Below are 22394 nucleotides of genomic sequence, written 5' to 3'. Positions count from 1 at the left end.
GCCTTGGTCCGGGCATGACGGTCAGGGCTTCATGCAGCGTTCGACCAGCGCGCCGCAGGGCTCCAGCGTCTGGCGGCCCGTCGAGGTGCGGCCGGTGAACTCCACCGCGCGCACCCGGCCGCCCTGCAGCGTGAAGGCGGCCTCGCAATAGCGGTAGTAGTCGTAGGACACGCTGTCGCGGCCGGTGGGCGTGTAGCCGGTATCGCTGGTCGCCGTGGCCGAGCGGCTGGTCTCGCGGAAATAAAGCCACAGATCGCTGCCGCCTTCCCGATGGATCGCCAGCGGTTCGCCCAGGCAGCGTTTCAGCCCGGCCTCGTCCAGCCCGACCAGGGCGGTGCGGGCGCGCTCGGCGGTGTCTTCCAGCGGGGAAGCGCAGGCGGCCAACATTGCGGGCAGCAGGACGAGCAGAAGACGGAGTGTGCGGTGCATCATGGGCCGCAGTCTGCCCGCCCCGTTGTTCGCCCGCAAGCTTTCCGATAAACCGGAAGCCAGCAAGAAAACGCCCCAGCAATAAACGACCCGAGGATTCTCCATGGCCGCCACCGTCACCATTCCCGCCGACAGGCTGCGCGCCGCCGTGCGCCATATCTGCCTGGCGGGCGGCAGCAACGAGCGCGAGGCGAGCCTGGTGGCCGAGAACCTGGTGCTGGCCAATCTGTCGGGCCATGACAGCCACGGCGTCGGCATGCTGCCGCAATACATCCTCGCCGTGGTGGAAAAGCGGCTGACCGTGAATGCTTCGGTGCGCGTGCTGTCGGATGCCGGCGCCATCCTCAATCTCGACGGCAACATGGGCTACGGGCAGGTGATCGGGCACGAGGCGATGGAGCTGGGCATCCGGCGCGCCAAAGACCTCGGCGCCTGTATCGTCAGTCTGCGCAACAGCCACCATATCGGCCGCATCGGCCATTGGGGCGAACAATGCGCCGCCGCCGGCCTGGTCTCGACGCATTACGTGAACGTCGTCGGCCGGCCGCCGCTGGTGGCGCCCTATGGCGGCGCCGATGCGCGCTTTGCCACCAATCCCTATTGCTGCGCCATTCCGGCCACCGAACCCGGCGGCGAACCCATCGTGCTGGACATGGCAACCTCGAAGATCGCCATGGGCAAGGTGCGCGTGGCGATGAACAAGGGCGAACAGGTGGCGCCCGGCACGCTGATCGATGCAAAGGGCAATCCCACCACCGATCCGAAGACGATGTTCAACCCGCCGATCGGGGCGATCCTCGCTTTCGGCGAACACAAGGGCTATGGCCTGGCGGTGATCGCCGAACTGCTGGCCGGCGCCATGACCGGCGGTGTGACCATGCATGAGGGCAGCTGGGCCACCGGCACCATCACCAACAACATGTTCTCGGTGATCATCGACCCCGCGAAACTCGGCGGCGCCGAGACCTGGCGCCGCGAGGTGGCGGCCTTCACCGATTTTGTGAAGGCCTCGCCGAAAGCCCCAAATAGTGACGGCGTGCTGGTGGCCGGCGAGCCGGAGCGCCGCGCCCGCGCCAGACGCCTGGCCGAGGGCATTCCGGTGGATGCCACCACCTGGGGCGAGATCGTGACGGCCGGCGAATCCGTCAATGTGAGCGCCGCCGAAACCAACAGCGTCGCCGGAGTGGCCTGAGATGAGCAGCATCCCTGAGATCGAAGCCGCCGCCATCCGCCTGCGCGTCGCCGAGGAAACCGGCAAGCCCTGCGCCCCCGTGCGCGAGTTGTTTGCCAACCCCGACCTCGCCGCCGCCTATGCCATCCAGGGCCTAAACCGCGAGCATTGGCTGAAAAACGGCCGCCGCATCGTCGGCCGCAAGGTGGCCCTGAGCGCGCGTGCCGCCCAAAAGGCCATGGGCCTCAGCGAACCGGCCTGGGGTACGCTTTATGCCGACATGCTGCTGGGCGACGGCGACGAGATTCCGGCGGGCAAGATCATGCAGCCGCGGCTGGAAGGCGAAGTGGCGATCGTGCTGGAGCGCGACCTGACCATGGAAAAGCCCACGCTGGCGGATGTGCTGCGCGCGGTGGGCTATGCCGTGCCGGCCATCGAGGTGGTGGGCTGCCGCATTGCCAATCTGGATACCAAGCCCTTCGACCTGCTGGCCGACAATGCCGGCGGCGGCGCCTTCGTGCTGGGCAGCCCGGCGCGGCGGCTGGATGGCCTCGACCTGCGGCGCTTAAGCATGAGCATGAGCGTGAACGGCACGCAGGCGGCGCAAGGCAAGGGCGACATGGTCTATGGCAATCCGCTGCATGCGCTCGCCTGGCTGGCGGGCAGGCTGGGCACGGAAGAAATGCCGCTGGAAGCCGGCGACGTGATCATGACCGGCACCTTCTTTGCCATGCTGCCGGCCAAGCCCGGCGACCATGTGGAGATCCTGGCGGAGGGCCTGGGCCGCTGCGAGGTGCGGTTCGGGGCGTAAGGCTCAACTATTTTTTGTCATGGCCGGCAGGAAAAAAGAAAATCGTGGATGCCCGGGTCAAGCCCGGCCATGACGATTTATAAAATCATGCAAACCACCCGTCATGCCCGGGCTTGACCCGGGCATCCACGCAGTCGCACGTGGCGGTTGCGATTAGCCTTTGGCCAGTTCCGCGGCCCGGTGAATGGCGGCGCGGATGGCGGGATAGGTACCGCAGCGGCAGATATTGGTCATCGCCGCATCGATATCGGCATCGGTGGGTTCCGGCGTCTCGTTCAGCAGGGCCACGGCCGCCAGGATCTGCCCCGACTGGCAATAGCCGCATTGCGGCACATCGAGTTCGGCCCAGGCCCGCTGCACGACATGCGTGGTATCGGGCGACAGTCCCTCGATGGTGACGATCCTGCCCTCGCCAACGCCTGAGAGCGGATAGGAGCATGAGCGCACCGGCTGGCCGTCGATCAGCACGGTGCAGGCGCCGCAGGCGGCAATGCCGCAGCCGTATTTGGTGCCGGTGAGGTTCAGCACGTCGCGCAGAACCCAGAGCAGCGGCATGTCGTCTTCCGCCTGCACATCCATGGCCAGTCCGTTGACCGAAAGCGTCGGCATGGGGCACGACCTCCTGCGATAGCCTTCTTATCCTAACACGGACTGGACGGAGCGGAATGCCTGCCGCACAATCGCGGCAGAGATAAACGGGAGGCATTCATGCGCGTCATCGAACTGCGCGGATTCAGCGTCGACCAGCTTAGCATGGCGGAACGCCCCTGGCCCGAGCCGGGCACGGACCTGAATCCGGGCGACGTGCTGGTGGCCGTGAAGGCCTGTTCGCTGAATTTCCGCGACTGGCTGATGGCGCAGGGCACCTACAATCCGCGCCAGAAGCTGCCGCTGATCCCGGTTTCCGACGGCGCCGGCGAGGTGGTGGCGGTCGGCCCCGGCGTCACACAATTCAAAGCCGGCGACCGCGTGCTGGGGCATTTCTTCCCGGCCTGGCTGGCCGGCGAACCCAGCGTGGAGAAATTCAGTATCTCGATGGGCGGGCCGCTGGACGGCTGGCTGTGCGAGCAGCGCATCTTCCCCGCCAGCGCGCTGGCGAAAATCCCCGATCATTTGAGCTACGCCGAGGCCGCCGCCCTGCCCTGCGCCGCGCTCACCGCCTGGAGCGCCATCGTCACAATGGGCCGCGTGCAGCCGGGCGAACGCGTGCTGATCCAGGGCACCGGCGGCGTGGCGCTGTTCGCCCTGCAATTTGCCAAGCTGGCCGGCGCGGAGGTGATCGTCACGTCTTCCAGCGACGCCAAGCTGGCGCGGGCGAAGACGCTCGGCGCCGATCACGGCATCAACTACAAGGCCAATCCCGAATGGGGCAAGGCGGCGCGCGCCATGACCGGCGGCGCTGGCCTCGACCATATCGTGGAACTGGGCGGCGCCGGCACGCTGATGCAGTCGATCCGCGCCATCCGGCCGGGCGGCACGATCAGCATGATCGGCGTGCTGTCAGGCCCCAGCAACGACCTGCATATTCCGCTGGTGGTGATGCAGCAGATCCGGTTGCAGGGCGTGACCGTGGGCAGCAAGGAGGGCCTGGATGCCATGCTGCGCGCCATGGCCGTGGCCAAGACCAAGCCGGTGATCGACAGCCATTTCGAATTTTCGGAAACCGGCGTGCGCGACGCCTATCGCCATATGGGCAAGGGCGCGGCCTTTGGGAAGATTGTGATTGGCCTGACCTGATCACACCCCCGCCAGCGACAGGCGCGTGGCGATGAAATCGATCAGGCGGCGCAGGCGCAAAGGCATCGTGCCGGGCAGCCAGACCAGATGCACGGGCGTGAGCGTTGGTTCATGGCCGGGCAGCAGTACTTCCACCTGGCCAGCATCGAGCAGCGGGCGGATCTGGTAGAGCGGCGCGAGGCCGATCCCTAAGCCTTCCACCACGGCGGCGATGCGCGCCGGCGCGGAATCCGAGCGGAAGCGGCCCTTCACCGGAATCTCGGTCTCGTTCGCGCCCTCGCCGAAACGCCAGGTATCGGTGCTGTGATGCGTCAATCGCGCCACGCAATCATGCGATTTCAGATCGGCCGGCACGGATGGCCGGCCGCGCGCGGCGAGATAGCGCGGCGATGCAAACACCACGCGGCGGATCAGGCCCAGGCGTTTCGCCTTCAGCGATGAATCGGAGAGCTGCCCGAACTGCACCGAGAGATCAAAATTCTCGGCCAGCAGATCGACGTAGCGATCGTCCAGCGACAGATCGATCTCGACGCCCGGATGACGTTCCATGAAGGCGGCCAGAATGGGCAGCAGATAGGCCACGCCGAAACGCGAGGAGGCCGCCACGCGGATGCGGCCGGAAATCAACGCGCCTTCCTCGGCCACGGCCGCGCGGGCGGAGTCGAGATCGGCGAGGATGCCTTTCAGGCGGCGATGGAAATCCTCGCCCGCCTGGGTGGGACGACAGCGCCGGGTGGTGCGCGCCACCAGCTCGACGCCCAACTGCTCTTCCAGCATCTGCAGCGAGCGGCTGACCGCCTGCAGCGAACGGCCGAGCTGGGCGGCGGCGGCGGTGAGGCTGCCGCGTTCCACGATGGCCACGAAGGCCCGGTAATCCTCAATCTCGGACATGAGCCCTTGGCGTCAATTATCCCAATAATCGAGATAATATATCAATAATTAAGCTTATTTTCACAAAAATCCACCGGGTGCAGTCTGCGGGCAGCTTTTCCGGATCATTCCATGGACCTGACGCGCCCTTTCTCTTTTCCGGCCTTCGCCTTTCTGGCCCGCCTGTTTCCGGTTCGACTGTTGTTCGTCCCGGCCGCGCCGCGCCGGCCGGACTCCGCACCGGGTTTCGATGCCGGCGATACCGCCGCGCCCGCAGGCCTGCATGCCGATCTTGGCCTGCCGCCGGTCGAGGATGTGCCGCCCGATGCGCAGAGCATGCGGCACGCCATGACCATGCGGATCGGTTAGACGCCGGGATTCAGTGACGCCAAATCTGCTGATGACGCGTGCGTCGTGCCGGGCTACACAGGGCGCATGTTCCTCGACCTGCCGGCCTATATCGCCTTCCACACCGCACTGAGCCTGATCGCCATCGTGGCCGGTATCGTCGTGGTGGCCGGCCTGTTCGGGCGCGAGCGCCAGCCGGCCTGGACCGCCTTGTTCCTGGCCAGCGCACTGCTGACCGATCTGACCGGCTTCGGCTTTCCCGCTGCCCAGGTGATGCCCTCGCATGTGGTGGGCGTGCTGTCGCTGATCGCCGTGGCGGCGGCGGGCGCGGCGCGCTATCGCTTCCGCCTGGCCGGCATCTGGCGCCGCGTCTATGCCATCAATGCCGTGGCGGTTTTGTATTTCCTGGTCTTCGTGCTGATCGCGCAGGCCTTCCTGAAGGTGGGCCTGCTGAACGAGCTGGCGCCCACTCTATCGGAAACGCCCTTTGCCGTGGCGCAGGGCATCGCGCTGGGCTTCTTCCTGCTGGTGGGAATCGCGGCGGCGCTGCGCGGGCGCAGCGTCTAGTCCGCCGCCACGCCCACCTGTACCACCCGGCGGCGCGGGAAGCGCAGCGTGACAATCGTGCCGTCGCCCTCGCGGCTGTCGATAGTGAGCGTGCCGCCATGCAGGCGGATCAGCGCCTGCACCATCGGCAGGCCCAGTCCGGTGCCGGCATAGGATTTGTTCAGGTGGTCGTGGAGCTGCACGAAGGGCTCCAGGGCGCGCGGCACATCCTCGCGCTTCATGCCGATGCCGGTATCGGCAACGGCGATCGCCAGCCGGCCATCCTGCTCCTGCCGCACGCTCAGGGACACCAGCCCGCCGGGCGGGGTGAATTTCACCGCGTTACCCAGCAGGTTGAGCAGCATCTGGCGCAGGGCGCGCTCGTCGGCCAGCAGGTCGGGCAGGCCGTCACCGTAATCGGAGATCAGCCGCAGATCGGCGGCGGCGGCGCGCTCGCGCATCATGCGCAGGGCCGCTTCGCAATGTTCGGTCACGTCCAGCTCGGCATCGTGCAGCACCACCTGGCCGGCCTCGATGCGGGTATGGTCGAGCAGGTCGTTGACCAGGCTGAGCAGGTGGCGGCCGCTGGCGAGGATATCGGCGGCGTAGTCGCGATAGCGCTGGTCGCCCAGCGGGCCGAACAACTCGCCGGTCAGAATCTCGGAAAAGCCGATCACGGCATTCAGCGGCGTGCGCAGTTCGTGACTCATGTTGCCCAGGAAGGCGGTCTTGGCGTTGCTGGCGGCTTCGGCGGCGGTCTTGGCGCGCTTGAGGTCGTCGATGGCGCGGCGCAGCATCTCGGCATCGCGGGTGACGCGGGCGATCACGCGGTTGTACTGCAGCGCGATGGGCTCGACCTCGGAGCCGATGGCAACACGCACCGGCTGGTCGAAGCGGCCCTCGCGACGATGGCGTTCCATGTCGTTGACCAGATCGAGCATGGCCGAGCCGGCGCCGTGTTCGGCCTGGTTGAGGCCCACCATCTCGGCATCGGACGAAACGCGCAGCGGAAAGACCCGGTCGATGGCGCGCAGCAGCAGATAGGCGGTGCCGAAGGCATAGAGGCCGCCTGCCAGGCAGCCGAGCGCCTGGATGCCGAACTGGGTCAGGCGGTCGTTCTGTCCCCCGTCTGCCGTCACGGGCCAGCCGGCCGGATCGCCGAACAGGGCGACGGCCAGCGTGCCCCAGATCCCGGCGGCCAGATGCACCGGCACGGCGCCCACGGCATCGTCGAGCTTCAGCCGCTCCATGGCCTCGGCCGCCGCCATCGCCACCAGGCCGCCGATGGCGCCGATCAGCACCGCACTCAGGCCCGAGACGTTGTGGCAGTTGGCGGTGATGGCGACCAGGCCGGCCAGCGTGCCGTTGAGGAAATCCTCCACGCGGATGCGGTTGTAGACCACCTGCGAGGCCAGCAGGCCGGCCACGCCGCCGGCGCAGCCGCCCAATGTGGTGTTGATCAGGATGCCGGGCACCGCGTCGTTGAGGCTGAGCGTGCTGCCGCCGTTGAAGCCGAACCAGCCGAACCACAGCAGCATGGTGCCCAGGGTGGAGATGACCAGATCGTGGCCGCGGATGCTGGGCAGGCCGGGCAGGAAACGCCCGGCGCGCGGCCCCACGATCAGCACCGCGGCCAGCGAGACCCAGCCGCCGATGGAATGCACCACGCTGGACCCGGCGAAATCGATGAAGCCCAAAGCGGCCAGCCAGCCCGGCGCGCCGCCGAACTGGCCGGTATTCCAGGCCCAATGGGCATAAACCGGGTAGATCAGGCCCGAGATGATCACGGTGATGCCGATATAGCTGCCGAAACCGACGCGCTCGGCGATGGCGCCCGAAACGATGGTGGCCGCCGTGCCGCAGAACATGAGCTGGAACAGGAAGAAGCTGCCCGCGAAGAGGCCGTCGCCGCCGGCGCCGCGGCCGTCGAAGAACCAGTGCGTCAGGCCGAACAGGCCGCTCTGGCCGCTGCCGAAGGCGAGTGCGAAGCCGAAAGCCCAGAACAGCAAGGCTGCGATGCAGAAGTCGGCCAGGTTCTTCAACGCCACGTTGATGCTGTTCTTGGCCCGCACATAGCCGCTTTCCAAGCAGCAGAAGCCGGCCTGCATGACGAAGATCATACAAGTCGCGACCAGCATCCAGGCGATGTCGATCCGGTCCGGAGTCATGCGCCCTGGCCACGAAGCAAGAGCCATACCATGACGAATGGCCGATTCCCGCGCTTGAAGGCAGCCCGGGCCTGCCTATATTTTCGCCATGCCTGTCGGCATTTGCGGCGGCGGGCCGTTGGCTTTTGCCCGCCGCGCCATTATCTCTGAACCATTCAACCCCTTTCAGATCGCGATGACCGCCGCCATGGACCTTTCACCCAAACCCGCATCCGGCCCCGCCGCTTCCGAGCTTATCAAGGATGCCGACATCACCACCTTCATGCAGGACGTGGTGCAGGCCTCGATGAGCGTGCCCGTGCTGGTGGATTTCTGGGCGCCGTGGTGCGGCCCCTGCAAGACGCTGGGGCCCCTGCTGGAAAAGACGGTGAAGGCCGCCAACGGCAAGCTGCGCCTGGTGAAGATCAACGTCGACGATCCGAAGAACCAGCCCCTGGCCCAGCAGCTGCGCATCCAGTCGATCCCCGCCGTCTATGCCTTCTCCAAGGGCCAGCCGGTGGACGGCTTCGTCGGCGCCCTACCGGAAAGCCAGCTCAAGAAATTCGTCGAGGGCCTGGCCGGCGGCGCGCTGGAAGGCGACACCGCGACCCAAGCCATCGAGGCCGGCAAGGCCGCGCTGGCGGCGCAGGATTACCCGGAGGCCGCCCAGGCCTTCTCGACCGCCTTGGGCACCGAGCCCGAGAATCCGGCGGCCCTTGGCGGCCTGGCCCGCGCCCTGGTGGGGATGGGCGAGATCGAGGAAGCCAAGGAAGTGCTGGCCCAGGTGCCGGAGGCGCAGAAGGAACATGCCGAAGTGCATGCCGCCCGCTCGGCGATCCAGCTGCACGAGGAAGGCTCGCAGGCCGCGCACCAGCTCAAGCCGCTGGAAGCCGCCGTCGCCGCCAATCCGAACGACCATCAGGCCCGCTTCGACTACGCGCTGGCCCTGCACGGCGCCAACCGCGCGCAGGAAGCCGTCGACCAGCTGCTCGACATCGTCAAGCGCGACCGCAAATGGAACGACGAGGCCGCACGCAAGCAGCTCGTGAAGATGTTCGAAGCGTTGGGTCCGATGGACCCGATCACGGTGGATGCGCGCCGGCGGCTGTCGTCCATCCTGTTCGCATGAGCGACGACGCCGAATCCCTGCCCGGCTCCGTTGCCGAACTCGGCGGCGTCATTCCGATCTTTCCGCTCACCGGCGTCCTGCTGCTGCCGCGCGGCCTGCTGCCGCTCAACATCTTCGAGCCGCGCTATCTGTCGATGACGCGCGACGCCATTCGCGGCACGAAGCTGATTGGCATGATCCAGCCGACCGAACCCGAAACGCGCCACAAGCGCCAGGATGTCTATCGCATCGGCTGCGTGGGGCAGATCGTCTCGGCGGCCGAGACCGACGATGGCCGCATCCTGATCACCCTGCGCGGCCTGTGCCGCTTCGCCATCGCGCGCGAGCTGGAGGATGCCGGTACCCTGTATCGCCAGGTGGAAGCGGATTACGACGCCTATGCCGACGACCTCGCCGACGTGCCGCCCGGCCAGTTCGACCGCCCGCGCCTGCTGAACGCGCTGCGCGGCTATTGCGAGCGGCACAACCTGCCGGCCGACTGGGACTCGATCAACGCCGCGCCCGACGACCTGCTGGTGCATTCGCTGGCCATGATCTGCCCGTTCACGCCGGGCGAGAAGCAGGCCCTGCTGGAGGCGGCGGATTTTCCCGCCCGCGCCGCCATGCTGACCACCCTGCTGGAAATGGCCCTGCTGGAGGCTGCCGGCCCACGCCGCGGCCCCCTCCTGAACTGAACCGTCGAACCGAAGGAGACGATGATGAGCGATGCAAAGGCTGCCGCGCCGGTCGACCCCAAACTGCTCGAACTGCTGGTCTGCCCGGTTACCAAGGGTCCGCTGACCTACGACCGCGCCCGCAACGAGCTGGTGAGCGACAAGGCCGGCCTGGCCTTCCCGATCCGCGACGGCATCCCGATCATGCTGGTGGACGAGGCGCGCCAGCTCGACGACCGCCCCGCTCACGTACGGTAATCCCCAGCCGGCAATGAATCCCAACTCGCCCTACCAACAGGCCGGCCGGCCGGCCTGCACCGACCTGCGCTACATCTCGGCCGAGAAGCGGCTGGAGGTGGCGTTTGCCGACGGCAAGGCGTTTTCCTTCACGGCGGAATTCCTGCGCATCGAAAGCCCCTCGGCCGAGGTGCAGGGCCATGGCGCCGGCCAGAAGACCCTGGTGCCCGGCCGCCGCCATGTCGGCATCATCGGCATCGAGCCGGTCGGCACCTATGCCGTGCGCCTGAAATTCGACGACCTGCACGATACCGGCCTCTATAGCTGGGAATGGTTCTACGACCGCGGCCACGACCAGGACGCGCTGTGGGCCGATTACCTGAAGCGGCTGGAGGAACGGGGCCTGAGCCGTGAGCCGCGCCGCTCTTAACGCCGCACCGGCCTGAACCAATACCAGGCCATTAGCACGACCAGCAGGCCCAGCGTCAACCACGACAGCGTATCGCCCCAGCCATCGGCGACCAGAGCGGCGACGAGGCCGACACCGCTGAGAATGCCGAGCAGGATCGGCATGCCCCACAGACGCAGGAAAGGTGATTTCATTCCGCGGCACTCCGGGTGGCGAGCACGGGCGTGATCGCGGCCTCGCGTTCCAATTCGGCGATGCGCTGTTCCACCGGATTGTTGCGCCGGCGGGCCAGCCACAGATACAGCCCGCTGCCGAGCACCACGATGGTGACGATATCCAGCAGGGCCCAGATCACCTGCAGGGGCAGCCCGCCGTAATCGCCGAAATGCAGCGGCTGCGACACCAGCAGCGTGGCGGCATACCAGGGCAGCTTGCGCGTGTCGGTGAGTTCGGCGGTGACGACATCGACCAGCACGGGCTGCAGCAGGCGGCTGGTCAGCGGCGTGTCGCCGCGCATGAACACCGCGTAATGATGCGGACTGGAGAAATTGGTGCCGGGGAAAGCGACGAAGCGCGGCGTGGAACCCGGCACGGCGCGGTGCGCGGTTTCGACGGCGGCCTGCAGCGAGCCCAGGGTTTGCGGCACCGGCTGTCCGGCATAAGGCGCCACCATCTGGGCGAGCTGGTCATGCTGCCAGTATTTGAAGATCAGGTCGGCCCAGGTGTTGATCACGCCGGTACCGCCCACCACCAGCGCCCAGACCAGCGTGACAATGCCCAGCATGTTGTGCAGGTCGAGCCATTTGATGCGGGTCGAGCGCTGCTTGCGCACGGTGCCGAAATCCAGCTTGCGCATAAGTGGACCATAGACGGCAACGCCGGTGATGATCGCAACCACAAACAGCAGGCCCATGAAACCCAGGAACAGCATGCCCGGCAGGCCAGCGAACAGGTCGACATGCAGGCGGAACATCACTCGCATGAAATCGAGCTGGTCGGAGGAATCGGTTTTCAGGATCTGGGCGGTGCGCGCATCCAGGGCGAGGAAACGGAAATCCTGGGCCTCGGTCGGCGTTTTGGCGGCGGTGACAAAGACCAGTTCCGGCTCGTCCGGATCCCATGAGACAAACAGGGGTTTCTCGTCGGGCAGGGCCTGCTGCGCAGCCACGATGACGCGATCCAGCGAGGTGAGCGGCGTGCCGGCCGGCATGGCCGGCGCCTCGATGGCATCGCCCAGCAGATGTTCGATCTCGTGATGGAAGATCAGCGGCAGGCCGGTGATGCAGAGAAGCAGCATGAAAGCCGTGCAGATCAGGCTGGTCCATTTATGGGTCAGGTACCAGATCTTGAAGGTTTTCACGCTCATGCACGGCTCCGGATGACAGAGGACAGGTCTCCCCTTCTAGAGACGATCCAGCGCCCGAAAACCGTAATGGATTATTGCGTTTTTTTGCCATCAGCCCAGTTTTTCGCCGCGCAGCAGGCGCGGCAGACGCCCGACATCGCCCATGGCATGCCGCATGAAGAATTTCTTCAGCGGCGGAATGCGTTCGACCAGTCCGAGTCCCAGATCGCGGGCCATGCGGATCGGCGCGATGTCGTTGGAGAACAGCCGGGTCAGGCCATCGGTGACGGCCGACAGCACCACGTTATCCACACGGCGCCAGCGCTCGTAGCGTTCCAGCACGTCAATCCGGCCGATATCGAGGCCAAGCCGTTTCGCCTCCACCAGCGCCTCGGTCAGCGCGGCGATGTCGCGCAACCCGAGATTGAGGCCCTGGCCTGCAATGGGATGGATGCCGTGCGCCGCGTCGCCGATCAGGGCCAGGCGGTGATCGGTATAGCGCTGGGCCAGCAGGAAGGTGAGCGGATAGGACCAGCGGGGCCCGAGGACGCGCGTATCGCCATAGCCGTCGCCGAAGCGCTGGCGCATCTCGGCGGCGAAATCCTCGTCGTTCAGCGCCATGATGGCGGCGGCGCGCTGCGTCGGCTCGGTCCAGACCAGCGAGGAGCGATGCGTGCCGTCGGCCGCATCGGTCATCGGCAGGATGGCAAACGGCCCGGCCGGCAGGAACCGCTCCTGCGCCACGCCGCCATGCGCCAGTTCGTGCCCCACGGTGCAGACGATGCCGGTCTGCTCGTACGACCAGTTCAGCGTGCGGATGCCGGCCTGCTGCCGGATCGCCGACGGCCGACCATCGGCGCCGATCACCAGCCGCGCCTCGATCAGTCGGCCATCGGCCAGAGCGAGCCGGGCCGGCGCGCCGGAACCGGCCGCACCGTATTCGATCTGCGTCGCCGTCATCGGCGCCATCAGGTGCAGGTCGGGCAACTCGGCAATGGCGCCCTGCTGGGCGTGCCGCATCACGCGGTTCTCGACCAAGTAGCCAAACGGCCGGTCGCCCAGTTCTCGATGGTCGTAATGCACGAAGAGCAGCGAGTCGCCATCGGAGACGCGGATGTCCCACATCGGCTGGGACTCGGAAACATGCGCCCACAGGCCGATCGCCTCCAGCATCCGCTGGGATGCCAGCGCGATGGCCGAGACCCGGCCGTCGAAACCGGCGCCGAGCGCCCGCGCCGGGTCTTCGCGGTCGATCACAGCCACCGAAAGACCGTGCCGCGCCAAGGCGATAGCCTGGGTCAGGCCGGCCAGGCCGCCGCCGACCACGGCTACATCATAGAGGCGGGTAACGCTGTTCATGGCCGTAACATCGGCAGGTGCGGCCGGCTTGTCCAGCCCCGGACGCCGACCGGTCCGCAGTCTGCGATGGACGCGATGTCGCAGCCGTACTAGCCTCGCCCCATGCAGTTCAGGCTCCCGGTCCTTCTGGTGCTGGCGTGGCTTGCGGGTTTGGGTCCGGCGGTGACGGCGTCGAATGCCGGTGCAGCGGACAAGATCCCGGTCGATCTGGAATTGCTTCTGGCCGTCGACATCTCGGGCAGCATCGACCCCGACGAGGCGCGGCTGCAGCGCGACGGCTATGCCAGGGCGATCATGCATCCGAGCGTCGTGAAGGCGATCCGCGGCGGCATCCACGGCAAGATCGCGCTGGCCTACTTCGAATGGGCCGACAGCACCACCCAGGGCGACATCCTCGACTGGACGCTGGTTTCCGACCAGGCCAGCGCCGAGGCGGTGGCGCGGCGGCTGCTGGACCATCCGATCCGCACTGCACGGCGCACCAGCATCACCGGCGCCATCCTCCATGCCATTCCGCGCTTCGGCAGCGGCCCCTACAAGGGCATGCGGCAGGTGCTGGACATCTCGGGCGACGGGCCGAACAACGATGGCGGGCCGGTGGACCTGGCGCGCGACCGCGCGCTTGCCGCCGGCATCGTAATCAACGGCCTGCCGATCATGAACGGGAAGCAGAATACCTGGGGCTTTCCCGTGCTGGAGGACCTGGACCGCTATTACGAGGGCTGCGTGATCGGCGGCCCCGGTTCCTTCGTGGTGGTGGCGGAAAGCTTCGACACGTTCGGCGAGGCGGTCCGGCGCAAGCTGATCCTGGAGATCGCCCAGAAGCCGACCCCGAGAACCAATCCTGCGCCGGTCATGACGCAGAAGGTCCAGTCGGGCTACCGATACCCGAAGGGCTGCGACGTGGGCGAACGACAGAGCCAGGAATTCTGGCGCCGGCGCTTCGACCAATAAGCGGCCGATTCAGAGCGAAAAACACCCGCTCCGCCTTGGCCTCGCCCGGTTTTTGCCGTATTTCCAAGGAATAAACTGGCTGGACGAACCGGCCCTGTCTGCCGCCTATCTCTGCCTCGGAGTTTCCACCCATGTCCACCCGTCCCGGTCCCTTCGACCGCGCCGATTTTCCGTTCGCTCTCCGCCTGGTAACCGAGGCCGCCGCGCTGGCCGCCTATGAGTGGGTCGGCCGCAGCAAGAAGGAGGAAGGCGACGGCGCCGCCGTGGATGCCATGCGCAAGGCGCTGGGGCAGATCAACATCAACGCCGTGGTGATGATCGGCGAGGGCGAGAAGGATCACGCTCCGCTGCTGTATCGCGGCGAACGCATTGGTAGTGGTGAGCCCGAGATCGAGATCGCCGTCGATCCCATCGAGGGCACGACCAACATGGCCAATGGCGTCGACAATTCGATGGCCGTATTTGCGCTCGCGCCGCGCGGCGCCATGTTCGACCTGGGCCCAAGCTTCTACATGGACAAGCTGGTGGTGCCGGCTGCCGCCAAGGGCAAGATCGATCCGACCTGGCCGGTGAAGAAGAAGCTGGAAGCCCTGTCGGCCGCTCTGAACAAGCCGGTTTCCGAACTGCGCATTTTCGTGCTGAACCGCAAGCGGCATCACGCGATGATCAAGGACATCCACGATGCCGGCGCCCGCACCATGCTGCAGGAAAACGGCGACGTGGCCGGCGCCTTCATGGCGCTGCAGAAAGGCCACAACGTCGACGCCCTGTTCGGCACCGGCGGTTCGCCCGAAGGCATCATCACCGCGATCTTCACCAAGGCGCTGGGCGGTGAGTTCTTCGGCCGCGTCGATCCCCAGGGCGAGGAGGAGGCCGCCAAGGTGAAAGCTTTCGGCCTCGACAGCGGCAAATGGATGAGCGGCAGCGAGCTGGTGAAAAGCGACGATGCCATCTTCGTGGCATCGGGCATCAATTCCGGTCCGCTGTGCCGCGGCGTGATCATCGAAAAGGGTTTCGCCCGCCTGCATACCGTGATCCTGATGGCCAAGACCGGCGCGCGCTACGACCTGGTCAGTCGCCTGCCGCGCTGAGACAAGCGAGTTTTTGCCGATGAGTGCGCGCGAGGTCGCCATCACGCCCTTCGAGGGTCAGAAACCCGGCACGTCGGGGCTGCGCAAGAAGGTGAATGTGTTCCGGCAGCCGGGCTATCTGGAAGCCTTCGTGCAGTCGGTGTTCGACACGCAGGCCGAGCTGCGCGGCGGCACGCTGGTGCTGGGCGGCGACGGCCGCTTCTTCAACCGCCAGGCCATTCAGGTGATCCTGCGCATGGCTGCCGCCAACGGCATCGCCCGCGCCCTGGTCGGCCGCGCCGGCATCCTCTCCACCCCGGCGGCCAGCGCGGTGATCCGCCGCCACGGCGCCCAGGGCGGCCTGGTCCTGTCGGCCAGCCATAACCCCGGCGGGCCCGACGGCGATTTCGGCATCAAGTACAATATCGGCAATGGCGGCCCTGCGCCCGAGGGGGTGACCGAGGCGATCTACCGGCGCACCACGCAGATTGACCGCTATCGCGTGTTCGACCACCAGGATCTCGACCTGGACCATGTCAGCCTGCAGCATATCAATGGCATGGCGGTGGAGGTGATCGATCCGGTGGACGATTACGCGGCCCTGCTGGAAACCCTGTTCGATTTCGACGCCATCCGCACGCTGATCCGGCGGCCGGATTTCCGCTTCCGCTTCGATGCCATGCATGCGGTGACCGGGCCATATGCCAAGCGCCTGCTGGTCGAGATGCTGGGCGCGCCGAAGGATGCGGTGATCAATGCCGAACCGAAGGAGGATTTCGGCGGCGGCCATCCCGACCCCAACCCCGCACATGCGGAGGAACTGTTCCGCGAAACCGTGCTGGAGAAGCGACTGGATTTCGCCGCCGCATCCGATGGCGACGGCGACCGCAATATGATCCTCGGCAAGGGCATTGCCGTGTCGCCCAGCGACAGCCTGGCCCTGCTGGCTGCCAATGCATCCCTGGTACCCGGTTACGCCAAGGGCATCGCCGGCGTGGCGCGCTCCATGCCGACCAGCCGCGCTGCCGATGCGGTGGCCGCCGGCCTGGGGCTGGCCTGCTTCGAGACGCCGACCGGCTGGAAGTTCTTCGGCAACCTGCTGGATGCCGGCCGCATCACGCTGTGCGGCGAGGAAAGCTACGGCACCTCGTCGGCGCATGTGCGCGAGAAGGACGGCCTGTGGGCCGTGCTGTTCTGGCTCAATCTTCTGGCTGCGAAGCCCGACGAGACCGTCGCCTCGCTGCTCTCCGCCCACTGGCGCCGCTTTGGCCGCCATTACTACAGCCGCCACGACTACGAGGCCGTCGACTCCACCATCGCCGCCGAGGCCCTGCAGCGCCTGCGCGACGCCCTGCCATCCCTGCCCGGCAGCCGCATCGGCGACATGACGATCACGGCAGCCGACGATTTCGCCTACACCGATCCGATCGACCATTCGGTCAGCCGGCGCCAGGGCCTGCGCGTGATCTGCGGCGAAGACGCCCGCGTGATCGCGCGCCTGTCGGGCACCGGCACCGAAGGCGCCACGGTAAGGCTGTATTTCGAATTGTTCGAGCGCGATCCGGCGCGTCAGCATGACGACGTGCAGGCGCGCATCGCCCCGCTGGCGGAATTCGCCGAGCGCGTCACCGGCCTGCGCCGGAGCAGCGGCCGCAGCGGCGCGGATGTGATAACATAAGCTTCAGCCAGACGACGGAGGAGAGATGACGCTACCGCCGCCGATCGACCAGACCGCCGCCTGGCGCGCCCTTGCGGCGCATGCCACGGCAACCCGCAACCGCCATCTGCGCGACCTGTTCGCCGCCGATCCGGAACGGTTTGCCAGGTTCTCGTTCCGCTGCGGCGATCTGCTGCTCGACCTGTCGCGCCAGCGCATCGAGGCCGAGACGCTGGAACTGCTGCTGGATCTGGCGCGCGAAGCGCAGGTGGAAGCCTGGCGCGACCGCATGCTGCGCGGCGAGCGCATCAATATCACCGAGGACCGCGCGGTGCTGCATACCGCGCTGCGCCTGCCGCCCGATGCGGCGCTGACCGTGGACGGCATCGACATCGTCGCCCAGGTGCAGCGCGAGCTGGATCGCATGGCCGAGATCATCGACGCGATACGCAACGGCACCTGGCGGGGCATAACGGAAAAACCGTTCCGTCACGTGGTCTGCCTTGGCATCGGCGGCTCGGATCTCGGCCCGCGCATGGCGCAGGAAGCGCTGAACGCCGACCGCACCAGCGACATCGCCATTCATTTCGTCAGCAACGTGGACGGCACCGACATCGCCCGCACGCTGGAGAAATGCGAAGCCGAGACCACGCTGTTCGTGGTGGCCTCGAAAACCTTCACCACCCAGGAAACCATGGCCAATGCCGAAACGGCACGGACCTGGCTGCAGGACAGGCTCGGCCCCGGCATCATCGACTGGCCCCGGCATTTCATGGGCATCTCGGCCAATACCGCCGTACCCGGCAAGTTCGGCATTCCGCCCAACCAGGTGCTGCAATTCTGGGACTGGGTCGGCGGCCGCTATTCGCTGTGGTCGGCGATCGGTTTTCCCATCGCGCTGGGCATCGGCATGGAGAATTTCCGCAGCCTGCTGGCCGGCGCCCATGCCATGGACCGTCATTTCGCCACCGCACCCCTGCGCGAGAACCTGCCGGTGCTGATGGCGCTGGCTGGCGTGTGGAACATCAACTTCCTCGGCCTCACCAGCCTGGCCGTGCTGCCCTATGACCAGAGCCTGTGCAAGCTGGCGCCCTATCTGCAGCAGGCCGATATGGAGAGCAACGGCAAGAGCGTCGACCGCTGGGGCCGGCCGCTCGGCTATGCCACCGGTCCGATCGTGTTCGGCGAGCCCGGCACCAACGGCCAGCATGCCTTCTATCAACTTCTGCATCAGGGGCCGCAGCCGGTGCCCGCCGATTTCATCGTGCCGCTGAAGACGCGCTACCCGCTGGGCCGCCATCACGACATGCTGCTGGCCAATGCCTTCGCCCAGAGCGAGGCCCTGATGCGCGGCCGCACCCGCGCGGAAGCCGAGACCGAACTGCGCGAGGCCGGCCTGAGCGAGGAGCAGATCGCCCGGCTTGCGCCGCACAAGGTGTTTTCCGGCAACCGGCCCAGCACCACCATCGTTCTGACCGGGCTCGACCCTTACCACTTTGGCATGCTGGTCGCCCTCTACGAGCACAAGATCTTCGTGCAGGGTATCCTCTGGGGCGTGAATTCCTTCGACCAGTGGGGCGTCGAGCTTGGCAAGCAACTGGCCAAGCCGATTCTGGAGGAACTGGGCGGCAGTGCGCAGCATTCGCATGATGCGGCGACCAGCACGCTGATCGGTCTGGCGCGCGGCATGCCGCACCCGTAAGATGGCCGCCACCGAACGCGGCGCCGGCTGAGCGACCGCATCGGGGGGGGGAATGAGGCGGCCGCCATGAGCGAGTCGGATGCGGTGCGCCAGGGCCTGCGGGAAATCGATTTCGTCCTGCATTCATCCTGGCGTCTGGGAAAGACCATCGTCGCGGGCTGGACCTATCAGGGCAGCCGCATCAGCTTCTGCTTTTCCGAACCCTACAACGTGCTGGGCCGCGCCGCCGGCCTGCCGCGCCTGATCCGCGGCAAGCGGATGATGGGCGCGCGTACCTTCGCCGACACCTGCAAGGCCCTGCGCGCCCGGCCGGTGCAGATGGACCTGCCTTTTTCCGTGGGCGGCGCCAAGGGCGAGGTCAACCCGCTGCTGATCGAGAACCTGGTCAAGCGCTACGCGGTGATGGAAACCGCCAGCCGCGCCGTGATCCTGTTCGATATCGTCGGTTTTTCGAAACACACGCCGTTGGAGCAGGTGGCCCAGCTTTCATCGCTGGAATACTCGATCAACAGCGCGGTGAAGCGCATGAACACCGCCGGCCTGCGCACCGAACTGGCGCGCTCCACGGTGGGCGACGGCTTCTATGTCTGGAATCGCGCCAAGGGCGCGGAGGCCGACCTGCGCTGCTGGCTCGCCCTGCTGCTGATCCTGGCCGACAATACCCTGGCGCGGCAGAAGGGCGATGCCCGCCTGGTGCCAACGCTGCGCGCCGCCTTTTCGGTCGGCAGTCATTTTTCCTATCACCAGGTCGAGGGCACCCAGCCGCGCGGCTTCGAATATATCGTCGGCGACGTGACGATCACGCTGGCACGGATCATCGCCAAGGCCCTGCCCGGCCAGATCCTGGCCGGCGCCTTTCGGCGCGAGCTGCCAGGCAATGCCCGGAGCGGGGTGAAGGATCCGACGCTGGACACGCCCGCCTTTCTGGCCCATGCCTCGGCGATGGCGGAGAAGCTGAACGATATCGAGATCGGCCGCCTGCCGCTGCTGGGCATGCGCGCGGCGCCGACGGGGCCGGCAGTATCGCGGCAGGCCGGCACCCTGCTCTACCGCATCGGCGACAAGCACGGCTATGTGCACCAGGCCTTCAACATCCGCGCCGCGATCGAACGCGAGGGCAGCGACGGCCTGATGCTAGGCCTGGCGGCGGATCAGTTGGACGGTTTTGCCGCCGAGGCGGTGGCTTACGAGGCGAAAGGCGCGGCGAAGGCCAAGGTCTAGAAGGCCAGGACCTAGCCCGGCATCTTCTCGATGGCGGCCAGGCCATCCTTCATCAGCCGGGCGGCGGCATTGGGGCCGCTCACCAGTTCGAGCATGCGCACGGCGCCGAATAGCTGCTGCTTGGCGGCATCCTTGCCCAAGCCGTTCAGCTTGCCGGCCTTGATATCGGCGATCAGGGCGCTGCCGCCCTGCTCGATCTGCGAACTCAGGGTTTTCAGCGTATTGCCGACATCCTTGTCGGCGCCGATCTCGCCAGCGACCCTTGCCACCTTCTGGATGGCATAGACGCGGCTTTCCGCCGCCACCTTGGCATCGAAGATCGCCTGCTTGATGGCGGCCTCCTGCCCCGGCTCGATCGCGCCCGGGGTCTCCAGCGCGGTGAGGATGGCGCCGTCGGCGCCGTCCAGCACACCAACCTTTACCATGTCGCGCAGCTTGGCGCCGGCGGCCTCCATCTCGGGCTGCGGCCCCTCGGCCATGCCGTCGGCCTTCAGACGGCCGATCATGCTGACGAAATCATCCACCATGCCGGCGATGTTGCCGGCTTCCATGGCGCCGGCATCGGCGCGGCCGATGGACTTGAAGAAGCGCTTGCTGTCACCCGCGATCATGCGGCGGGCGTATTTGCCGGGCTTCAGCCCCTCGACGCCGGTGGGGGCATCGCCCAGGCCGTCGAAGATCGGCAGCGCCTGGAACGGGTTGCTCATGCGGGCCAGCGTGAAGGCGATCATGTAGCCGGGCAGACCGGCGCCGCTGGCCGCCAGCGCGGCATAATGCTCCTTGATCGCCTCCACCTGCTCGTCCAGCAGCTTGCCGACCGGCTTGGGCGACAGTTCCTCGCGCAGTTCCTCCAGCGGGCCGGCGATTTCCAGCATCCCCATCATGTCGACGAGGTCGAGAAACGCGGTTTCGCCGCCGAGTTTGGCCGTCAGCTCGGCGCGATAAGCCGGCTCGCTCTCGGCACGGCTGATTTCCTCGCGCAGGCGCCGGGCGGCAATGCCCCACAGCGTGGCGCCAAGCTTGGGGATGCGCGGATCGGCAGTGGCGCCGATGGCCGGCGCGGGCGAGGCGCGCAGGCTGGCCTCCAGTTCCTTCACCGCCGCCTGGTCCAGGCATTGCAGCATGAATTCCCAGCAGGGCGCCAGCGATGTGCGCGAGATGCGGCCGAACTGCTTGTCGCCATCCTCCGGCAGAACCAGCAGGTCCTCGAAGGGATGGCAGAAGATGCGCTGCAGCGTCAGATGCCGGGGCGGCCGGGTCTTGGCCAGACGCGGACGCAGGGTGCCCAGCGCGGCATCGGCCATCGCGGCCGACAGCACGACAGCGCGCGAGCGTTCGATCAGCAGGGTGAGCTGGGCGACCTTTTCGTCGGGGATCTCGAACAGCTTGCGTTCGATGTCCCGCAGTTCGGAAGCAAGATCGCTCATATCCGCCTCCGTTTCATGCTTTCGACGCGGCGTATCATCTCGATATCCAGCACCCCGGAATTCCACCCCTCAAGCGCGCGGACCTGCATGCGCGTGCTGTCCTGCATCGCCTTCATGTTCGGCCGATCCATCGCTTCCTTTTCAGGGATGATCGGCAGAACTCGATAAATTTCCGTTACCGCCGCGCGCTGGCTGTCGCGGTCGCGGTCCTCGACATCCTTCCACAGCAGGATAATGAATTCCCAACCATCGACCGTCCACCACAAACGTTCGATATCGCGCTGGAAATTGGAGATCGCCTTGTCCCAGTTGGCCAGCACGCGATCGGCATATTCGACTGGGCGCACGGCCGCCGAGGCCAGGTCGCGGGCGAAATCATCCGTGAACAGGGCCACTCTGGCGACCCCGCGCGCCAGATAGGCGGCCTCCGACTTGTCGCTGTCGGCCCACTGGTTGAGGCTGTCGGCCAGTTGGGCGATGGCGCCGATCAGCCGGCGCACCCGGCACTGCTTCTGCATCCCCGGCATGCCGAGCGGGGACAGATAGCCGCCCCAGCGCTCCAGCCGTTCGTACAGCTCGTTCGCCGTCATGCCGAGACGCTGGGCGATTCCGGCCAGGCCGCTCTTGATGCGGTCGCGGCCGGCAGACGTGGTGAAGTCGGAAACGTTCAGCTTCATCTCGCCGCCAGACAGCTTCTCCAGCGCCGATTTGAACAGATAGTAGCGCGTGAGCAGAACCTCGTTCTCTTCCTCGGTCAGGGTCTCTTCCGCCGCGCGCTGCGCCTCGGGTCCGGCCAGGCCGGTCCTGGCGGTCTCCAGCGTGGCGGCGCGGATGTCGGCCGGCAGGCAGGAATTGCGCGACAGGATGGCTTCCTGCAGCGCACGATCATGCATGGTGAGAGAGAAGATTTCGGGCACATCCTTCCAGCGGATGACGTAATTGCCCTTCACGCCGGAAAAGGCGGAAACAGTGAGTTCGAGATTGTCGCGGCTGTCCATGCGCACGCGCGCCTGGCTGAGCGCGGGTGTGGTGAAGGCCACAGCGGTGCCGCGCTCCTCGAACTTCGTGGGCTGGAATTGCGACCCAGCGCCTTTCGGAAAATTCATCCCCCACGCCCGACGGTAGAATAGTCGAAACCCCGTACCCACTTAAGCACAAGGCGGGGCGGGCGC

General features: G+C 66.7%; 23 protein-coding genes. 14 read left to right on the top strand and 9 right to left on the bottom strand.

Features of this window, described 5'->3' with window-relative positions:
- Positions 1-21 precede the first annotated feature (21 nt).
- Positions 22-432 (bottom strand): hypothetical protein, encoded by a 411-nt coding sequence (locus ACK4FK_RS17970; protein ID WP_409746780.1) that lies wholly within the window; start codon positions 430-432, stop codon positions 22-24.
- Positions 433-532: 100 nt separating this feature from the next.
- Here ACK4FK_RS17970 and ACK4FK_RS17965 point away from each other — a divergent pair, with 100 nt between their 5' ends.
- Both ACK4FK_RS17965 and ACK4FK_RS17960 read left to right on the top strand, forming a co-directional pair.
- Positions 533-1621 carry a malate/lactate/ureidoglycolate dehydrogenase gene (locus ACK4FK_RS17965; RefSeq protein WP_409746777.1) on the top strand — a complete coding sequence of 363 codons (1089 nt, stop codon included), beginning with the start codon at positions 533-535 and terminating at the stop codon, positions 1619-1621.
- A gap of 1 nt (position 1622) precedes the next feature.
- A complete protein-coding gene (locus tag ACK4FK_RS17960) occupies positions 1623-2411 on the top strand; it encodes a 2-keto-4-pentenoate hydratase (RefSeq protein WP_409746774.1) in 789 nt (262 codons plus the stop codon).
- 153 nt (positions 2412-2564) lie between these two features.
- On the opposite strand, the gene ACK4FK_RS17955 is transcribed toward ACK4FK_RS17960, so the two are convergent.
- The gene (locus ACK4FK_RS17955) at positions 2565-3020 is read right to left on the bottom strand and encodes a (2Fe-2S)-binding protein (protein WP_409746771.1); all 456 of its coding nucleotides are present in this window, start codon (positions 3018-3020) and stop codon (positions 2565-2567) included.
- Positions 3021-3119: 99 nt separating this feature from the next.
- On the opposite strand from ACK4FK_RS17955, the gene ACK4FK_RS17950 reads away from it, so the two are divergent.
- Positions 3120-4148: a zinc-dependent alcohol dehydrogenase family protein gene (locus ACK4FK_RS17950; RefSeq protein WP_409746768.1), complete on the top strand. Its 1029-nt coding sequence runs from the start codon at positions 3120-3122 to the stop codon at positions 4146-4148.
- Here ACK4FK_RS17950 and ACK4FK_RS17945 read toward each other — a convergent pair whose 3' ends face one another.
- On the bottom strand, positions 4149-5039 hold the full coding sequence (locus ACK4FK_RS17945) for a LysR family transcriptional regulator (RefSeq protein ID WP_409746765.1): 891 nt from the start codon (positions 5037-5039) through the stop codon (positions 4149-4151). It lies immediately after the preceding gene.
- A 111-nt stretch (positions 5040-5150) separates the two neighbouring features.
- Between ACK4FK_RS17945 and ACK4FK_RS17940 the strand changes: the two genes are divergently transcribed.
- Both ACK4FK_RS17940 and ACK4FK_RS17935 read left to right on the top strand, forming a co-directional pair.
- Positions 5151-5387, top strand: coding sequence for a hypothetical protein (locus ACK4FK_RS17940; protein WP_409746762.1), 237 nt, complete (start codon positions 5151-5153; stop codon positions 5385-5387).
- Positions 5388-5432: 45 nt separating this feature from the next.
- On the top strand, positions 5433-5933 hold the full coding sequence (locus ACK4FK_RS17935) for a hypothetical protein (protein WP_409746759.1): 501 nt from the start codon (positions 5433-5435) through the stop codon (positions 5931-5933).
- On the opposite strand, the gene amt is transcribed toward ACK4FK_RS17935, so the two are convergent.
- Positions 5930-8080: an ammonium transporter gene (amt, locus tag ACK4FK_RS17930; protein ID WP_409746757.1), complete on the bottom strand. Its 2151-nt coding sequence runs from the start codon at positions 8078-8080 to the stop codon at positions 5930-5932. The genes ACK4FK_RS17935 and amt overlap by 4 nt on opposite strands.
- Positions 8081-8255: 175 nt before the next feature.
- On the opposite strand from amt, the gene ACK4FK_RS17925 reads away from it, so the two are divergent.
- From ACK4FK_RS17925 to ACK4FK_RS17910, 4 genes are read left to right on the top strand one after another with little or no spacing between them, the layout of a single operon-like run.
- The gene (locus tag ACK4FK_RS17925; RefSeq protein ID WP_409746754.1) at positions 8256-9188 is read left to right on the top strand and encodes a tetratricopeptide repeat protein; all 933 of its coding nucleotides are present in this window, start codon (positions 8256-8258) and stop codon (positions 9186-9188) included.
- On the top strand, positions 9185-9862 hold the full coding sequence (locus ACK4FK_RS17920; protein ID WP_409746751.1) for an LON peptidase substrate-binding domain-containing protein: 678 nt from the start codon (positions 9185-9187) through the stop codon (positions 9860-9862). Before ACK4FK_RS17925 ends, ACK4FK_RS17920 begins: the two co-directional genes overlap by 4 nt.
- 24 nt (positions 9863-9886) lie before the next feature.
- A complete protein-coding gene (locus ACK4FK_RS17915) occupies positions 9887-10099 on the top strand; it encodes a Trm112 family protein (RefSeq protein ID WP_409746748.1) in 213 nt (70 codons plus the stop codon).
- A 13-nt stretch (positions 10100-10112) separates the two neighbouring features.
- Complete coding sequence (locus ACK4FK_RS17910) at positions 10113-10508, top strand: gamma-butyrobetaine hydroxylase-like domain-containing protein (RefSeq protein WP_409746745.1); 396 nt, start codon at positions 10113-10115, stop codon at positions 10506-10508.
- On the opposite strand, the gene ACK4FK_RS17905 is transcribed toward ACK4FK_RS17910, so the two are convergent.
- The 3 genes from ACK4FK_RS17905 to ACK4FK_RS17895 all read right to left on the bottom strand — a co-directional run bounded on the left by ACK4FK_RS17905 (position 10505) and on the right by ACK4FK_RS17895 (position 13191).
- Positions 10505-10681 (bottom strand): hypothetical protein, encoded by a 177-nt coding sequence (locus ACK4FK_RS17905; RefSeq protein WP_409746742.1) that lies wholly within the window; start codon positions 10679-10681, stop codon positions 10505-10507. The two genes, ACK4FK_RS17910 and ACK4FK_RS17905, sit on opposite strands and share 4 nt — an antisense overlap.
- Positions 10678-11853, bottom strand: a complete 1176-nt coding sequence (locus ACK4FK_RS17900) for a PepSY-associated TM helix domain-containing protein (protein WP_409746739.1) — start codon at positions 11851-11853, stop codon at positions 10678-10680. The genes ACK4FK_RS17905 and ACK4FK_RS17900 overlap by 4 nt, the downstream gene beginning before the upstream one ends.
- Before the next feature lie 90 nt (positions 11854-11943).
- Positions 11944-13191, bottom strand: a complete 1248-nt coding sequence (locus ACK4FK_RS17895) for a UbiH/UbiF/VisC/COQ6 family ubiquinone biosynthesis hydroxylase (RefSeq protein ID WP_409746736.1) — start codon at positions 13189-13191, stop codon at positions 11944-11946.
- 102 nt (positions 13192-13293) lie between these two features.
- Between ACK4FK_RS17895 and ACK4FK_RS17890 the strand changes: the two genes are divergently transcribed.
- The 5 genes from ACK4FK_RS17890 to ACK4FK_RS17870 all read left to right on the top strand — a co-directional run bounded on the left by ACK4FK_RS17890 (position 13294) and on the right by ACK4FK_RS17870 (position 19795).
- Positions 13294-14145, top strand: coding sequence for a DUF1194 domain-containing protein (locus ACK4FK_RS17890; RefSeq protein ID WP_409746733.1), 852 nt, complete (start codon positions 13294-13296; stop codon positions 14143-14145).
- A 131-nt stretch (positions 14146-14276) separates the two neighbouring features.
- Positions 14277-15236 (top strand): class II fructose-bisphosphatase, encoded by a 960-nt coding sequence (gene glpX, locus ACK4FK_RS17885; RefSeq protein ID WP_409746731.1) that lies wholly within the window; start codon positions 14277-14279, stop codon positions 15234-15236.
- A 19-nt stretch (positions 15237-15255) separates the two neighbouring features.
- A complete protein-coding gene (locus ACK4FK_RS17880) occupies positions 15256-16893 on the top strand; it encodes an alpha-D-glucose phosphate-specific phosphoglucomutase (protein ID WP_409746728.1) in 1638 nt (545 codons plus the stop codon).
- A 25-nt stretch (positions 16894-16918) separates the two neighbouring features.
- On the top strand, positions 16919-18574 hold the full coding sequence (gene pgi, locus ACK4FK_RS17875) for a glucose-6-phosphate isomerase (protein WP_409746725.1): 1656 nt from the start codon (positions 16919-16921) through the stop codon (positions 18572-18574).
- Positions 18575-18640: 66 nt separating this feature from the next.
- Positions 18641-19795: a hypothetical protein gene (locus ACK4FK_RS17870; RefSeq protein ID WP_409746722.1), complete on the top strand. Its 1155-nt coding sequence runs from the start codon at positions 18641-18643 to the stop codon at positions 19793-19795.
- An 11-nt stretch (positions 19796-19806) separates the two neighbouring features.
- Here the strand turns inward: ACK4FK_RS17870 and ACK4FK_RS17865 are convergent, their stop codons facing one another.
- A complete protein-coding gene (locus ACK4FK_RS17865; RefSeq protein ID WP_409746719.1) occupies positions 19807-21222 on the bottom strand; it encodes a hypothetical protein in 1416 nt (471 codons plus the stop codon).
- Positions 21219-22328, bottom strand: coding sequence for a hypothetical protein (locus tag ACK4FK_RS17860; protein WP_409746716.1), 1110 nt, complete (start codon positions 22326-22328; stop codon positions 21219-21221). Before ACK4FK_RS17860 ends, ACK4FK_RS17865 begins: the two co-directional genes overlap by 4 nt.
- Positions 22329-22394: the final 66 nt, after the last annotated feature.

The organism is Ferrovibrio sp. (assembly GCF_046297895.1).
GTDB lineage: Bacteria > Pseudomonadota > Alphaproteobacteria > Ferrovibrionales > Ferrovibrionaceae > Ferrovibrio.
This window is presented reverse-complemented; position numbering and strand designations above follow the sequence as displayed.

Bases quoted from the DNA above. Each gene is read 5' to 3' on its own strand.
- ACK4FK_RS17970 (WP_409746780.1), bottom strand. From the start codon at position 432: ATGATGCACCGCACACTCCGTCTTCTGCTCGTCCTGCTGCCCGCAATG.
- ACK4FK_RS17965 (WP_409746777.1), top strand. From the start codon at position 533: ATGGCCGCCACCGTCACCATTCCCGCCGACAGGCTGCGCGCCGCCGTG.
- ACK4FK_RS17960 (WP_409746774.1), top strand. From the start codon at position 1,623: ATGAGCAGCATCCCTGAGATCGAAGCCGCCGCCATCCGCCTGCGCGTC.
- ACK4FK_RS17955 (WP_409746771.1), bottom strand. From the start codon at position 3,020: ATGCCGACGCTTTCGGTCAACGGACTGGCCATGGATGTGCAGGCGGAA.
- ACK4FK_RS17950 (WP_409746768.1), top strand. From the start codon at position 3,120: ATGCGCGTCATCGAACTGCGCGGATTCAGCGTCGACCAGCTTAGCATG.
- ACK4FK_RS17945 (WP_409746765.1), bottom strand. From the start codon at position 5,039: ATGTCCGAGATTGAGGATTACCGGGCCTTCGTGGCCATCGTGGAACGC.
- ACK4FK_RS17940 (WP_409746762.1), top strand. From the start codon at position 5,151: ATGGACCTGACGCGCCCTTTCTCTTTTCCGGCCTTCGCCTTTCTGGCC.
- amt (WP_409746757.1), bottom strand. From the start codon at position 8,080: ATGACTCCGGACCGGATCGACATCGCCTGGATGCTGGTCGCGACTTGT.
- ACK4FK_RS17925 (WP_409746754.1), top strand. From the start codon at position 8,256: ATGACCGCCGCCATGGACCTTTCACCCAAACCCGCATCCGGCCCCGCC.
- ACK4FK_RS17920 (WP_409746751.1), top strand. From the start codon at position 9,185: ATGAGCGACGACGCCGAATCCCTGCCCGGCTCCGTTGCCGAACTCGGC.
- ACK4FK_RS17915 (WP_409746748.1), top strand. From the start codon at position 9,887: ATGAGCGATGCAAAGGCTGCCGCGCCGGTCGACCCCAAACTGCTCGAA.
- ACK4FK_RS17910 (WP_409746745.1), top strand. From the start codon at position 10,113: ATGAATCCCAACTCGCCCTACCAACAGGCCGGCCGGCCGGCCTGCACC.
- ACK4FK_RS17905 (WP_409746742.1), bottom strand. From the start codon at position 10,681: ATGAAATCACCTTTCCTGCGTCTGTGGGGCATGCCGATCCTGCTCGGC.
- ACK4FK_RS17900 (WP_409746739.1), bottom strand. From the start codon at position 11,853: ATGAGCGTGAAAACCTTCAAGATCTGGTACCTGACCCATAAATGGACC.
- ACK4FK_RS17895 (WP_409746736.1), bottom strand. From the start codon at position 13,191: ATGAACAGCGTTACCCGCCTCTATGATGTAGCCGTGGTCGGCGGCGGC.
- ACK4FK_RS17890 (WP_409746733.1), top strand. From the start codon at position 13,294: ATGCAGTTCAGGCTCCCGGTCCTTCTGGTGCTGGCGTGGCTTGCGGGT.
- glpX (WP_409746731.1), top strand. From the start codon at position 14,277: ATGTCCACCCGTCCCGGTCCCTTCGACCGCGCCGATTTTCCGTTCGCT.
- ACK4FK_RS17880 (WP_409746728.1), top strand. From the start codon at position 15,256: ATGAGTGCGCGCGAGGTCGCCATCACGCCCTTCGAGGGTCAGAAACCC.
- pgi (WP_409746725.1), top strand. From the start codon at position 16,919: ATGACGCTACCGCCGCCGATCGACCAGACCGCCGCCTGGCGCGCCCTT.
- ACK4FK_RS17870 (WP_409746722.1), top strand. From the start codon at position 18,641: ATGAGCGAGTCGGATGCGGTGCGCCAGGGCCTGCGGGAAATCGATTTC.
- ACK4FK_RS17865 (WP_409746719.1), bottom strand. From the start codon at position 21,222: ATGAGCGATCTTGCTTCCGAACTGCGGGACATCGAACGCAAGCTGTTC.
- ACK4FK_RS17860 (WP_409746716.1), bottom strand. From the start codon at position 22,328: ATGAATTTTCCGAAAGGCGCTGGGTCGCAATTCCAGCCCACGAAGTTC.